Below are 13,298 nucleotides of genomic sequence, written 5' to 3'. Positions count from 1 at the left end.
CCTCAAATCCCGGCCTCAGGTCGGGATTTTTTTTATCTTTGCCATTAACTAAAAAAAATAAATTATGGATTTCAACATTATGCTTCAGGCACACCGCGGTTTTGCTTATCTAATCCTTCTGCTGTCAGTCATTTTCCTTGTGGCACTGCTGCTTACCATGTTTGGCTATTCAGGAAAAATTTCAAAACTGTTAAGAAAATCTACACTGTTCACCATGATTTTCTTCCACCTTCAGGCACTTGTAGGACTGGTGATGCTGTTCTTCTTTTCACCTGGTTTTAAAGCTGCTACCGAAGCCGGAACTCTAATGAGTGATTCCACTGCCAGAAACACCTATGTTGAACATCCGTTTGCTATGATTGTTGCGGCAGTTCTGCTTACCATCCTGAATAAAAAATTCAAAACAAACGATACCCTGCGTATGGGTTGGGTAATTATGGGCTTGGTTGCGCTCTTGCTGATGGCTTGGGCATTCCAGTGGCAGAGACTTTTTGGCGCTTAGCAGCGTTTAAATTGTTCCGATGGTTCAGACACCATCCATTTATTGGTACGTATTATGTCATTCCGCAGGAATCTATACAGGCAGATATTCAGCCTCATGAGATCACTTCTGAATGACAAAGAGTCTGTTTTGTTGATATGATGAAGAAGTGGACCGTCACTAACAATTTTGAACGATTTGAACAAAAATTAAACAATTTGAACCAATATAGAGTATGAAAATCGCAGTAGTAGGCGCCACAGGAATGGTAGGACAGGTGATGCTGAAGGTTCTGGAAGAAAGGAACTTTCCCGTTTCCGAACTCATTCCGGTTGCTTCAGAAAAATCAGTAGGCAATAAAATAACCTTCAAAGGAAATGAATACACCATCGTATCCATGGAAGATGCCATCGCCATGAGGCCCGACATTGCGCTTTTCTCAGCCGGCGGCACAACATCGCTGAAGTACGCGCCCCGTTTTGCTGAAGCCGGTTCAACTGTGATTGACAATTCGTCCGTGTGGCGTATGGAAGCAGATAAGAAACTGGTTGTTCCGGAAATCAATGCTTCTTCACTTACAAAAGAGGACCGCATCATTGCCAACCCGAACTGCTCCACCATCCAGCTGGTCATGGTACTTCACCCACTTAATCTTAAATATAATTTAAAAAGAGTGGTGGTATCCACTTACCAGTCGGTTACCGGAACAGGCAAGAATGCTGTAGACCAGTTGAATTCCGAAATCCTGAACAGCGGGAATGTACCAACCGTCTATCCTTACCGGATATTTCAGAATGCGCTGCCTCACTGTGATGTTTTTGCTGATGATGATTACACCAAGGAAGAAATCAAACTGATGACCGAACCCAAAAAGATTATGGGCGATTCCGGTTTCAGCCTTACAGCAACAGCCGTGCGCGTGCCTGTGCAGGGCGGGCATTCCGAAAGTGTAAATATTGAGTTTGAAATCGAGTTTGATTTGGATGAAGTCAAAAGAATCCTGTCCGAAACTGCGGGTGTTATTGTTTTAGACGATGTAAAAAATAATATCTATCCCATGCCGCTACTGGCCGAAGGTAAAGATGAAGTGTTCGTAGGAAGGATCCGGCGCGATTCCTCTCAACCAAATACCCTCAATCTCTGGATCGTGGCCGATAATCTGCGAAAAGGTGCCGCCACCAATGCGGTGCAGATAGCAGAATACCTGGTAGAAAATAAATTAGTTTAAAATGAATGCTCACTCAGGTGAGCATTTTTTATTAGAAGGCTCAAACATTCAGCCTTATCGATATGTAATATGAAGTCAGAAATTCAAGATTCACCCAGGAAAAACTTTGCCTTCCAGAGGAATGTGGCTTTGGTGGGTATTGTCCTGTTTGTCGCCAAACTGGTGGCATGGCACCTCACCAATTCGGATGCGGTATTTTCCGATGCCATGGAAAGCATCGTGAATATTGTGGCAGGATTCATGGGTCTGTACTCACTTTACCTGGCAGCCAAACCGAAAGATGTTGAGCATCCCTACGGGCACGGCAAGGTTGAATTTGTAACGTCCGGCGTAGAGGGAGCGCTGATTATCTTTGCCGGTATCATTATCATTGTGGAAGCCGCCGATTCACTTCTGCACGGTAATATTCCCAAACAACTGGATTGGGGAATCCTAATCATCGCTGTAACCGCCGGAATCAATTACCTGATGGGATACATTTCCTACCGGAAGGGGCTGAAGGAGAATTCGCCCGTTCTCCAGAGTTCGGGAAAACATCTCCAGAGCGATACCATAACCACAGTAGGTGTCGTATTAAGTATGATTCTCGTATACTATACAAAAATCTATTGGCTGGATGCCGCCGTGGCATTTATTTTCGGAGTTTATATAATCTTCATCGGTTACAGGATTATCCGCAGGGCACTGAGCGGAATTATGGACGAAGCTGACTTAGGAATGCTTGCAAAACTGGCCAAAGTGATGAATGACAACCGGCGGCCGCAGTGGATAGACCTCCATAACACGCGGATCCAGCAGCACGGCAGCGGCCTGCACATAGACGCACACCTCACCCTGCCCTGGTACCTGGAACTTAGGGAAGCCCACCAACAGATGGAGGACGCTGTAAAACTCATTGCCGAAAACTCTTCAAGGCGAATTGAGTTCAACTTTCATATGGACGACTGCAAACCATTCTCATGTGAGATCTGCGAATTGTGGGAATGCCCGGTGCGCCAGAATACCTTCGTGAAAAAAATAGAATGGAATTCAGAAAATATCGCGCAGACAGACAAGCATAATGCCTCAACTTAGAACTGGACCATCGTCAATTGCGTTCCTCAGGCAGTCACCATAGATTCGCTGCATTCTATTTATACTTATTCTAAATGGGTATAAACTGTTTTAAACTTAAAAATTCGTAAATTTGGGTTTCTAAATTTTCAAATAAAACATACAGATATGACATTCGACCTTGATATGATCAAAAAAGTGTATGAGCGTTATCCTGAGAGAGTTGCCGCAGCAAGAGCAGCCGTAGGTAAGCCACTAACACTTTCTGAAAAAATCCTTTATACACACCTTTGGGAAGGAAATGCCACTCAGGCCTACGAAAGAGGTAATTCTTATGTGGATTTTGCACCGGACCGTGTGGCCATGCAGGATGCTACTGCGCAAATGGCACTTCTTCAGTTTATGCAGGCTGGTAAAGCCAAGGTGGCAGTACCATCTACAGCACACGCGGATCACCTGATCCAGGCACGTGTTGGTGCTGAAGCCGATTTACAGGAAGGCATTAACAAAAACTCTGAAGTATTTAATTTCCTGAGTTCTGTTTGCGACAAATACGGTATTGGATTCTGGAAACCGGGCGCAGGAATCATTCATCAGGTTGTACTGGAAAATTACGCATTCCCCGGCGGAATGATGATTGGTACCGACTCGCACACTGTAAACGCAGGTGGTTTGGGTATGGTAGCCATAGGTGTTGGTGGTGCTGATGCTGTAGATGTAATGGCCGGAATGGCGTGGGAACTTAAGATGCCGAAACTTATCGGTGTTAAATTAACCGGAAAACTGAACGGCTGGACCTCTGCAAAAGACGTTATCCTGAAAGTAGCCGGAATCCTGACTGTGAAAGGAGGGACAGGCTGCATCGTTGAATATTTCGGCGAAGGAGCACAAAACCTTTCTGCCACAGGAAAAGGAACTATCTGTAACATGGGTGCAGAAATCGGCGCTACAACTTCTACATTCGGTTATGATGATTCGATGAGAAGATACCTTGCTGCCACCGGCAGACAGGACGTTGTAGATGCTGCTGACCAGATTGCAGAACACCTGACCGGTGATGCTGAGGTTTACGCAAATCCGGAAATGTACTTCGATCAGGTTATCGAGATCAATCTTGATGAACTTGCACCTCATCTGAACGGTCCGTTTACTCCGGATTTGGCGACTCCCGTTTCCGAATTCAGAGCAAAGGCTGAAGCTAACGGCTGGCCGCTGGATGTGGAATGGGCACTTATCGGATCATGTACCAACTCCTCCTACGAAGATTTGTCCAGAGCAGCTTCAATTGTTGAGGATGCTGTTGCCAAAGGCGTGAAGCCAAAAGCAATCTTAGGTATCAACCCCGGTTCCGAGCAGGTGAAATTCACCGCAGAAAGAGACGGCTTCCTGGATTCCTTCAGAAAGTTTGAATCGGCCAGAATCTTTACCAATGCCTGCGGACCATGTATCGGTCAGTGGGACAGAGAAGGTGCTGAAAAAGGCGAGAAAAACTCAATCATCCACTCCTTCAACAGAAACTTTGCGAAGAGAGCCGATGGCAACCCAAATACCCATGCATTTGTAGCCTCTCCGGAAATGGTTGCCGCAGTTGCAATTTCAGGGAGGCTGGACTTTAACCCTATCACTGATACCCTGACTAACCAAAACGGTGAGCAAATTAAACTGAATGAACCTAACGGTTTTGAACTTCCTCCAAGAGGTTTTTCAGTGGACGATAACGGCTACCAGGCTCCATCTGAGGATGGATCTCATGTTCAGGTTGCGGTAGACCCGGCTTCAGACAGACTTCAGTTGCTGGAACCCTTTAAACCATGGGACGGGCAGAACATTACGGGTGCTAAAGTTCTGATAAAAGCCTTCGGAAAATGTACCACCGACCACATTTCTATGGCGGGCCCATGGTTAAAGTACAGAGGTCACCTGGATAATATTTCAAACAACATGCTTATCGGCGCCATAAATGCTTATAACATGGAAACCAATAAGGTGAAAAACCAGCTTACGGGCGAATATGATGAAGTTCCTAAGGTTGCCAGAGCTTACAAGGCAGCAGGTATCTCTTCAATTGTTGTGGGCGACCAGAACTACGGTGAAGGTTCTTCCCGTGAGCACGCAGCTATGGAGCCAAGGCATCTTGGCGTGATGGCGGTTCTTGTGAAGTCTTTCGCAAGAATTCACGAGACCAACCTTAAGAAGCAGGGGATGCTAGGTCTAACTTTCCAGAACGAAGCAGATTACGAGAAGTTTGAAGAGGATGACACCGTAAACTTCCTGGATCTGGATCAGTTTGCACCTGGCAAGCCACTTACTTTGGAAATCGTACATGCCGACGGTGCGAAAGACACCATTATGGTAAACCACACGTACAACGAGCAGCAGATCGACTGGTTCAAAGCAGGATCCGCACTCAACCTTATTGCAGCTGAAGCAGCAAGACAGGCAGCAATGTAACAGTACATAATAGTCCTATAAGAAAGACCGCAGCGATTGTTGCGGTCTTTTCTGTTTACTATGCTTATGTACTGGGTTTGAAGCGCCAGGGCAAAAGTAAAAAGAGTAAGTGCGGCACCACTTTCACAACTCCTTCATTGCGACCAGAACGAAGCGTAGCGAAGCAACCCCAAAATATTTTGAAGAGCCAGAGTTGAAAAAGTAGTTGATTTATTTAACCACAAAGAGCACAATGGTTTTCAAAAGGACACAAAGTGGGTTTTCATCCCCAGGAAGTAGGTTTTTTATTAACCACGGAGAATACGGAGGTTTGAACAGAGGACACAGCGAAATCGGGTGAACTGAAGACCCAGGCAAAAGAAAAAAGAATAAGTGCGGCACCACTTTCACAACGCCATCAATGCGGCCGGTACGAAGCAAGACGCGGTTCAGCTTTAAAAAAATTGAGACGACCGCAGCAATGGCTGCGGTCGTCTTTTATCCTGTTTATTAAAGTACTTAATTAAGCTCCATCAATTAATAAAACACTGATTGCGGCTCTGGAGCACTTCCCTCCATCATTAAGAATTACTTTTTAATGACCTTGTAAGATTGGGTAGAGCCGTCTTTCATTTCTAAAGTTACAAGATACATGCCCGCTGGCAGGTCACCCAGGTTCAGACCTCTCTCCAATTTATCGACAGTACGCACGACCCGCCCGGAAAGGTCTCTTACCGTCGCAGATTTCACATTGGGGGCATCTGAGATGTAAATTACATCCATAAACGGATTTGGATACAGTGTTAAATTATTCCGTTTCACCTCTGCAGTACTCAGGGACTGTGGCTGATAAGCTACATTATCAATGGAAAGGCTGTTTGCAGGCGTACCCGGATTTCTAAGTGCTAACTGCGTTACTCCCGCAGGTAATGGCGGCAGATTGTAGGTGAACGGATACACCGTATTGGTGGTCGGAACGCTGAAGGTAGTTAATTCTACAAAATTACCGGTGGTATCCTGATAACCCACCTGAAGTATACCACCTGCGGTAACACTGGCGAAAGCATCAAAACTCAATTTATAGGTGCCGGACTGCAGTGTATTCATTGGAGGCAGTGCTACATAGGCAATACGAGTACCTGAAGTCCAGAGATATAAAGTATTGGACCCTGTGGGCGAGGTGCTGTTGGAAATATGTCCTCCATTAGTGGTACCCAGATTGGTCCAGCAGTTTGGTAACACACCTGCATTGCCGTTGGTTGTTCCGGCATAACCGTCAAAATTCTCAAAGTAAGAGCCGGTTAGGATATCGCAAAGTGTTGTAAAGGTTATAAGTGACCATGCACTCTGTGAGCCTCCACAGTTTATCCGCACCCATACATAATACATTGAAGCTGGTGAAAGTCCTCCCAATGAAGTTGTGGTTGCCGTAAGCCCTGTTATATTCGGAGTCGTGCTTATTGTGGGAGGTGTTCCCGTGTTGTTATAATATACATCGTAAGTAACGCCGGTAACCGGAGAAGGATCCCAGTCAATGTCAGCACCGGAAGTTGTAACCGCTGCGGTACCTAAGCCTACAGGTGCGAAGCAGCTGGGTGGAGTCCAGGTGTAAGTTAAGCCCGCAGATGGCATGCCCGGAACAGCATTAATAGAATGAAAGGCCTGTGAACTGCTGTTAGCTGTACCCGCTGCGGAATTATTAAACTCCACACTTGTAGGATTGAGCCTGTTATTGAAGTCCGTATTTGTAAGACCGCGTAATCCCACCTGCGCTGTACCGGAAACAGAGGTGCTGCCAACGGTATATGCCGAGGTGCCGTAAACCACACTGATCACATGAGTAGTTTCGGCCAGGCGAATCTGAAATGAGGTGGTATATACATTGGTAGTACTGGTGCTGCTGGCAGGCCGGAAATTACTCCATTGTATTACCAGCTCCCGGTTAGGTGCGGTACCTACGGTTTCATAGCTTATAGAAGAGGTAACGCCGTTGACATCGAAAACACCACTCAAGTCCCGGCCGAAAGCCGATACTGCACCGTCGTAAGCTACCGTACCAGAAATGGGTGTAGTTGTTGTGGTGGCTGGAGGTGTGGCACCAAAGGTGATGAAACCGTTGGATGACACATTGAGGGTAGTGTATACAACTCCGTTATAATTGAAATTAAAAGGAATGGGAGCCACAAATACCGCACTGTTCAGATTGGTGGTAGTTGTGTTACCGGTTGCCGTACCCAGAACCGTTCCGGTTATTGGCGTAAAGGTACCGTTGGACTGCGTAAAACTGTAGGCACTGCCTTGCCCAAAAAACGAACTGTAAATTCCGATAAGGAGCAGCGTAAGCAGGCCTTTCTTTAGTTGGCCGAAATATTTTCCGGACCACAATTGATAAATTTTTTTCATAACTGTAATTTTGGTTTGTATTCAAAATTACAACATATGATGCCAACACTGCAAACAATTAGCTTAAAATATGAAATAAATTCAAGATATTTAAATTCCACGATAGCAGCCACGAAAAGAGACCGTTCAGTCCCGCCTGCGTTTATTCCTCTTCGCAAGCTTTCCAAACCGCATCGTGCAGAGGCACCGGCGCGGTTACACGAATGTTGTGATGGGTAACAGGATGTTCAAACTCTAAATGCCGCGCATGCAGATGAATGCCACCGTCCGGATTGGACCGGGCGGCACCGTATTTAAGGTCGCCTTTTATAGGAACACCTATCTTGGATAACTGCGCCCTGATTTGGTGATGACGGCCCGTTTCGAGGTCAACTTCAAGCAACTGGAAATTGTCCAGGGTCTTTATCAGTTGATAGTTGAGGATGGATTCCTTGGCATTATCTGTGGGTTTGATAAAGACAGTTGCCTTATTTGTCTTCTCGTTTTTCTGAAGATAATGGATAAGGCGCTGCTTTTCGGGGATTTCAACTTTGGGCACAACTGCCCAATAGGTTTTTTTGATTTCCCGGTTCTTAACCATTTGGGTCAGTCTTGTGAGCGCTTTGGAAGTCTTGGCGTAAATCACCAAACCGGAAGTAGGCCTGTCTATCCGGTGCACCAGCCCCAGGAAAACATTACCTGGCTTGGCATCTCTTTTTTTGATGAAATCCTTTATAAGGTCCAGCAAAGAGTGGTCGCCGGTCTTGTCGCCCTGTACAAGCTGACCCGTTCCTTTGTTGACGATAAGTAGATGATTATCTTCAAAAACGATTTGTGAAGCCTCAAACTGCTGCTTTGCATTTCCCATATTCATTCAAAAAAGCAAAAGTACGGGAATTTGGCGGTTTTCGGATTACGACATAGGACATACTGCTGCTTTTAACAACAGTAATATCCTGATTTGATTACAAAATGATTGGGCAAATTTTAGTTACGAACCTGACGCGGCCGGTTGAAGATGGACAGGAGTACACCACCAAACAAACCTGCGGTTTTAAGGAACTGAAGATTCAAACTGTCCGGAAGCAATGCACCTATAATGCAGAAGGCTGCAGCCAGATACATGGGATAGCGCATTTTTGGATTGCTCAAAAACGGAGCCTGGAAGAAGAAACTGGCTCCAATTAAGATATAAAAGATTTTTTGGGACAGAAGGGCGTTGATTTCCGGCGAAAACAGATTGAACCAGCCCACCACCAGGCAGAATATTGCTGCGATGGACAGGATGCCCTGAATCATTTGGGTATTTTTCATTTAATAACTTTCGTTTTGGTTAGGGAAATCCGCGGACTTAACATCCTTTACATACTCAGATACTGCGCTCGTGATTTCCGTATAGAGGTCGCGGTAACGTCTTAAAAATTTCGGTGAAAAGCCTTTGTTCATTCCAACCATATCGTGATAAACCAGGACCTGACCGTCACAGTCGGCACCTGCACCAATTCCGATAGTTGGAATAGAAATGCTTTCGGAAACCTTTTTCGCAAGTCCCGCCGGAATTTTCTCAAGCACCAGCGCGAAACAGCCCAGTTCTTCCAGAAGTTTAGCGTCACTTAAAAGTTTTTCGGCTTCGGCATCTTCCTTAGCTCTTACTTTATAGGTTCCGAACTGGTAAATGGACTGTGGCGTAAGTCCGAGATGGCCCATTACGGGAATACCGGCATTTACTATTTTCTTAATGGATTTCTCGATCTCAACACCGCCCTCAATCTTAATGGCGTGGGCACCACCCTCTTTCATCATACGTACGGCCGACTCCAGGGCCTTGTCCGAATTACTCTGGTAGGTCCCGAAAGGTAGGTCAGCCACAACCAGCGCCCTTTCCACTCCGCGCACCACACACTGGGTATGATATATCATCTGGTCCAGTGTTATCGGTAAAGTGGTTTCATAGCCGGCCATCACATTGGCGGCAGAATCGCCTACAAGAATGGAATCCACTCCACCGCTGTCCACCATCTTTGCCGTTGTAAAATCGTATGCAGTAAGCATGGTGATCTTTTCACCGTCAAACTTCATCTTCCGCAAAGTTTCGGTGGTAATTTTCTTAAGTTCTGAGTGTACAGACATGGTTGTTTTTTATGGATTATTGTCCGGTGAAGGACAGTTGGGCACAGGGCCCTGAGGTGAACAGACTCTCAGTTAAAGAACCACATGTCCCAACTTGATGAGTTTCTCGTGGTTTAGGATCCGGATATTGCGACCTTCGGTTTCAATAAGGCTGTCCTGCTTGAATTCGGAAATCAGGCGGATGGCACTTTCGGTTGCGGTACCGATAAGGTTGGCAATCTCTTCGCGTGTAAGTGAGATCTTGATGAAACCTTCCGGGTCGGTCCCGAGTTTCTGCTCCAATAGCAGCAGGATTTCGGCAAGTCTTTCGCGTACCGTTTTCTGGGCCAGGAAGGTTACCGTATTGGAACTCTCGCCAAGTTCGAACGCTATTTTCTGAAGCATCACAAAAGACATCTTACTGTCGTGTTCCAGCAGATGCATAAACAGGTCGGCCGGTATTTTGGTAGCCTGAACATCCGTCATCGCTTCTGCTTTAGCCTGGAAATTTTCGCCGCACAGCAGTGATCTGTAACCGATGATATCTCCCTCCTTAATGAATCTAAGTATCTGTTCCTTGCCGTAAGCACCCTGTTTGGAGAGTTTGGCGGTACCTTCATGGAGATAGAAAACACTTTTTGGAAGCTCCTGCTCATCAAAAAGAATCTCACCCTTATGATAGGTCACAGTTTCAGTAGCCGACTGGTATCGTTCAAAATCTTCAGCAGACAGCCTTTCCTTCAGACTTTCTTTGCTGAAAATATCCCTGATGCTGGCCTCTAAAATCACCTGTTTTTCCTGCGACATTTTTTATGATATTTATCAGCAAAAGTAGGATTTTTATACCGTAGGGACAACCTTTTTTGGCCTATTTTTGTAGGTCATATATAAAAGTACTGTGTCAGATAATTGTTTTCACTGCGGGCAACCTGCAGAAAAAGAGCGCATAAGCTACGACAGCAGAATTTTTTGCTGTAACGGATGCAAATCGGTTTATGAAATCCTGAACCTTAATAATCTCGGGACTTTTTATGAACTGAACCGCAATTCCGGGGTGAGGCCGGACGAAAACTCCCTGGAATACGGCTATCTGGATACCCCGGAAATCTTCACTAATGTTACAGATTTTTCTGAAGGTGAAACCACCCTGGTTACGTTTAAAATTCCTGTTATACACTGCTCTTCCTGCATTTGGCTGCTGGAAAGCCTACACACCCTGAAACCGGAGATCCGCTATTCGCAGGTTAATTTTACGAGGAAAACGGTGCAGATATCATTTAACCATCATCAGCTGAAACTTAGTGAGCTGGCCACTTTCCTTACGAACCTGGGATATAAACCGGTTATCAATATGGAAACTGCCGACCGCAAAGATGAACACTGGGACAAAAGCCTCCTCATCAAACTGGGTATCGCGGGATTTGCCTTCGGGAACGGAATGTTTTTCTCCTACCCGGAATATGCGGGCGAAATACTGGGCTCTACGGATTTCTGGTTTGATAAATATAAACATCTTTTCAGATTCATTCTTTTCCTGCTTTCCACGCCGGTTGTTTTCTATTCGGCTTCGGATTATTTCAAATCGGCGGTTTACGGCTTGCGCAATAAAGTCATCAATATAGACGTGCCGATTGTACTTGGTATACTTGTTCTTTATGGCCGAAGCATATATGAAGTCGTAACAGATTATGGCCCGGGCTATTTCGACACCCTTTGCGGACTGCTCTTCTTTATGCTTCTGGGCAAGTTTTTCCAGAAAAGAACTTACAGCGCACTTTCCTACGACCGCGACTATAAGTCTTTTTACCCTATCGCTGTTACACGGTTGGACTTTAACGGGAAACAGGAAAACATCCTGCTGTCCGAACTGAAGATAGGCGACAGAATCATGGTGCGCAACCATGAAATTATACCGGTAGACTCTATACTGATAAGCGGCTCCGGCAATATAGACAACAGCTTCATCACCGGCGAAAGTGCCACCGTAACGAAGCAACCCGGCGACAAGATATTTGCGGGCGGAAAACAAATCGGTTCCATCCTGGAAGTAGAAGCCATCAATAATGTAGACCAGAGTTACCTAACCCAACTCTGGAACAAAGAAGCCTTCAAAAAACACGAAACCGGTCTGGATACACTTACGAACACCATAAGCAAGTATTTCACCATCATTATTCTGGCAATTACGCTGCTGGCCGCAATTTACTGGATCCGCATCGATGCAGAGAAAATGTGGCAGGTCGTATCAGCCATACTGATTGTAGCGTGCCCCTGTGCCCTCGCGCTTTCGGCTCCTTTTACCTTCGGCCATATTATGAGGATTCTGGGCAGGAATAAATTCTACGTGAAGGACACCTTGACGATCGAAAAACTAGCAAAGGTAGGGACTCTTGTTTTCGACAAGACCGGCACGATTACCCAGAGCAAGAAGTCGAGCATTACTTATGCCGGGCAGGAAATCGCGGAAGCCGACCTGCTCAACCTGAAATCGCTGCTTAAAAATTCCAATCACCCGCTGTCGAAATCACTGTACCAATATCTGGATGTTGAAGATTCTTATTTTGAAGCAGAAGGCTTTCAGGACATCCCGTCTAAAGGCTACAGCGCAACGGTACGCGGGCAACATTACAAAATTGGTTCTGCAAGTTTCAACGGGCAGCAGTCACAGGACATGGAGACTGCGGTTTTCATCAGCAAAAATAATGAGTTCTTAGGGAGGTTTATTTTTAAGAACGAGTACCGCGAAAATCTGCCCGGGCTCTTTGGCAAATTGAACAGCTATCAAATACATGTGCTTAGTGGAGACAATTCCTCTGAGGAAGCCCACCTGCGCAGCATGATTCCGACAGCTCAGGAAATGAAATTTAACCAGGATCCGGAAAGCAAGCTGAATTTTATACGCGAGCTGCAGGACAAAGGTCTGAAAGTCGCTATGCTGGGAGACGGTCTGAATGACGCCGGCGCCCTGAAACAGAGCAATGTAGGAATCGCGGTAGCCGATGATACACACTCCTTTACTCCCTCGTCCGATGTGATCATGAACGGTGAGAAAGTTGCGGAACTGGATAAATACCTGGAACTTACGCGGGACGCGATAACAATTGTAAAAATCACCTTTGCGATTAGCCTCACCTATAATGTGGTAGGCCTTACCATCGCGGTGCTGGGATATATGTCGCCGCTGGTTGCTGCGATACTGATGCCTATAAGCTCCATCAGCGTGGTAGCTTTTACCTCTGGGACCACATGGATACGCAGTATGAAATATTTCGGAAGGCCTATATAGTGCGGCTTGCAGCAGCCCTTATTTAGACGGCTTTTAAATTAATTGATTTAATAGCGAGGTGATTAATGTCATTATTTTTCATTAAATTTGGCCTTTCATTTACCTTAAATTTGCCTCTGAAATGGATATACTCTATCTGATGATCCTTTGCAGCGTCTCGGTGGGGATTGTTTTCCTGACCATCTTCATCTACAACGCGAGAAACGGGCAGTTCGAAGACGATGAGTCGCCGGCCGTCCGGATTCTTCTGGACCGTGACAATCCGGTGGAAAGAGAGACAGAGACAGAAAATAAAAAAATTAATACAGAAGAAAAAAGTGATTAGTTAA

Annotated in this window: 11 protein-coding genes; 6 read left to right on the top strand and 5 right to left on the bottom strand. The window is 45.7% G+C overall.

The window, feature by feature from the left end; genetic code table 11:
- Window positions 1–64: 64 nt before the first annotated feature.
- The 4 genes from P0M11_RS05015 to P0M11_RS05000 all read left to right on the top strand — a co-directional run bounded on the left by P0M11_RS05015 (window position 65) and on the right by P0M11_RS05000 (window position 5,213).
- On the top strand, window positions 65–502 hold the full coding sequence (locus P0M11_RS05015) for a hypothetical protein (protein ID WP_158063155.1): 438 nt from the start codon (window positions 65–67) through the stop codon (window positions 500–502).
- A gap of 214 nt (window positions 503–716) precedes the next feature.
- A complete protein-coding gene (locus P0M11_RS05010; protein ID WP_275624713.1) occupies window positions 717–1,709 on the top strand; it encodes an aspartate-semialdehyde dehydrogenase in 993 nt (330 codons plus the stop codon).
- Window positions 1,710–1,778: 69 nt separating this feature from the next.
- Window positions 1,779–2,783, top strand: a complete 1,005-nt coding sequence (locus tag P0M11_RS05005) for a cation diffusion facilitator family transporter (protein WP_275624712.1) — start codon at window positions 1,779–1,781, stop codon at window positions 2,781–2,783.
- 147 nt (window positions 2,784–2,930) lie between these two features.
- Window positions 2,931–5,213 (top strand): aconitate hydratase, encoded by a 2,283-nt coding sequence (locus tag P0M11_RS05000; protein WP_275624711.1) that lies wholly within the window; start codon window positions 2,931–2,933, stop codon window positions 5,211–5,213.
- Window positions 5,214–5,780: 567 nt separating this feature from the next.
- On the opposite strand, the gene P0M11_RS04995 is transcribed toward P0M11_RS05000, so the two are convergent.
- The 5 genes from P0M11_RS04995 to P0M11_RS04975 all read right to left on the bottom strand — a co-directional run bounded on the left by P0M11_RS04995 (window position 5,781) and on the right by P0M11_RS04975 (window position 10,490).
- Complete coding sequence (locus P0M11_RS04995) at window positions 5,781–7,595, bottom strand: T9SS type A sorting domain-containing protein (protein ID WP_275624710.1); 1,815 nt, start codon at window positions 7,593–7,595, stop codon at window positions 5,781–5,783.
- Window positions 7,596–7,737: 142 nt separating this feature from the next.
- Window positions 7,738–8,442 carry an RNA pseudouridine synthase gene (locus P0M11_RS04990; RefSeq protein ID WP_275624709.1) on the bottom strand — a complete coding sequence of 235 codons (705 nt, stop codon included), beginning with the start codon at window positions 8,440–8,442 and terminating at the stop codon, window positions 7,738–7,740.
- Window positions 8,443–8,561: 119 nt separating this feature from the next.
- Window positions 8,562–8,888 carry a hypothetical protein gene (locus tag P0M11_RS04985; protein WP_158063150.1) on the bottom strand — a complete coding sequence of 109 codons (327 nt, stop codon included), beginning with the start codon at window positions 8,886–8,888 and terminating at the stop codon, window positions 8,562–8,564.
- Entirely contained in the window at window positions 8,889–9,704 is an 816-nt protein-coding gene (panB, locus tag P0M11_RS04980) for a 3-methyl-2-oxobutanoate hydroxymethyltransferase (protein WP_158063149.1), read from the bottom strand. It abuts the gene before it with no gap.
- Between the two features lie 72 nt (window positions 9,705–9,776).
- Window positions 9,777–10,490 carry a Crp/Fnr family transcriptional regulator gene (locus P0M11_RS04975; protein ID WP_275624708.1) on the bottom strand — a complete coding sequence of 238 codons (714 nt, stop codon included), beginning with the start codon at window positions 10,488–10,490 and terminating at the stop codon, window positions 9,777–9,779.
- A gap of 91 nt (window positions 10,491–10,581) precedes the next feature.
- Between P0M11_RS04975 and P0M11_RS04970 the strand changes: the two genes are divergently transcribed.
- Together P0M11_RS04970 and ccoS are read left to right on the top strand one after the other, a co-directional pair.
- Window positions 10,582–12,969 (top strand): heavy metal translocating P-type ATPase metal-binding domain-containing protein, encoded by a 2,388-nt coding sequence (locus P0M11_RS04970; RefSeq protein WP_275624707.1) that lies wholly within the window; start codon window positions 10,582–10,584, stop codon window positions 12,967–12,969.
- 121 nt (window positions 12,970–13,090) lie between these two features.
- Entirely contained in the window at window positions 13,091–13,294 is a 204-nt protein-coding gene (gene ccoS / locus P0M11_RS04965; RefSeq protein WP_275624706.1) for a cbb3-type cytochrome oxidase assembly protein CcoS, read from the top strand.
- The last annotated feature ends 4 nt before the right edge of the window (window positions 13,295–13,298 follow it).

This window comes from Kaistella sp. PBT33-4, assembly GCF_029194425.1.
Taxonomy (GTDB): Bacteria; Bacteroidota; Bacteroidia; order Flavobacteriales; family Weeksellaceae; genus Marnyiella.
Note: the sequence above shows the minus strand (reverse complement) of the source record. Positions and strands in the feature narration are given on the sequence as shown.

What these genes read in the sequence shown, in the direction of transcription:
- P0M11_RS05000 (WP_275624711.1), top strand. Translation starts at nt 2,931, where the DNA reads ATGACATTCGACCTTGATATGATCAAAAAAGTGTATGAGCGTTATCCT.
- P0M11_RS05005 (WP_275624712.1), top strand. Translation starts at nt 1,779, where the DNA reads ATGAAGTCAGAAATTCAAGATTCACCCAGGAAAAACTTTGCCTTCCAG.
- P0M11_RS04990 (WP_275624709.1), bottom strand. Translation starts at nt 8,442, where the DNA reads ATGGGAAATGCAAAGCAGCAGTTTGAGGCTTCACAAATCGTTTTTGAA.
- P0M11_RS04975 (WP_275624708.1), bottom strand. Translation starts at nt 10,490, where the DNA reads ATGTCGCAGGAAAAACAGGTGATTTTAGAGGCCAGCATCAGGGATATT.
- ccoS (WP_275624706.1), top strand. Translation starts at nt 13,091, where the DNA reads ATGGATATACTCTATCTGATGATCCTTTGCAGCGTCTCGGTGGGGATT.
- P0M11_RS05015 (WP_158063155.1), top strand. Translation starts at nt 65, where the DNA reads ATGGATTTCAACATTATGCTTCAGGCACACCGCGGTTTTGCTTATCTA.
- P0M11_RS04985 (WP_158063150.1), bottom strand. Translation starts at nt 8,888, where the DNA reads ATGAAAAATACCCAAATGATTCAGGGCATCCTGTCCATCGCAGCAATA.
- P0M11_RS05010 (WP_275624713.1), top strand. Translation starts at nt 717, where the DNA reads ATGAAAATCGCAGTAGTAGGCGCCACAGGAATGGTAGGACAGGTGATG.
- P0M11_RS04995 (WP_275624710.1), bottom strand. Translation starts at nt 7,595, where the DNA reads ATGAAAAAAATTTATCAATTGTGGTCCGGAAAATATTTCGGCCAACTA.
- panB (WP_158063149.1), bottom strand. Translation starts at nt 9,704, where the DNA reads ATGTCTGTACACTCAGAACTTAAGAAAATTACCACCGAAACTTTGCGG.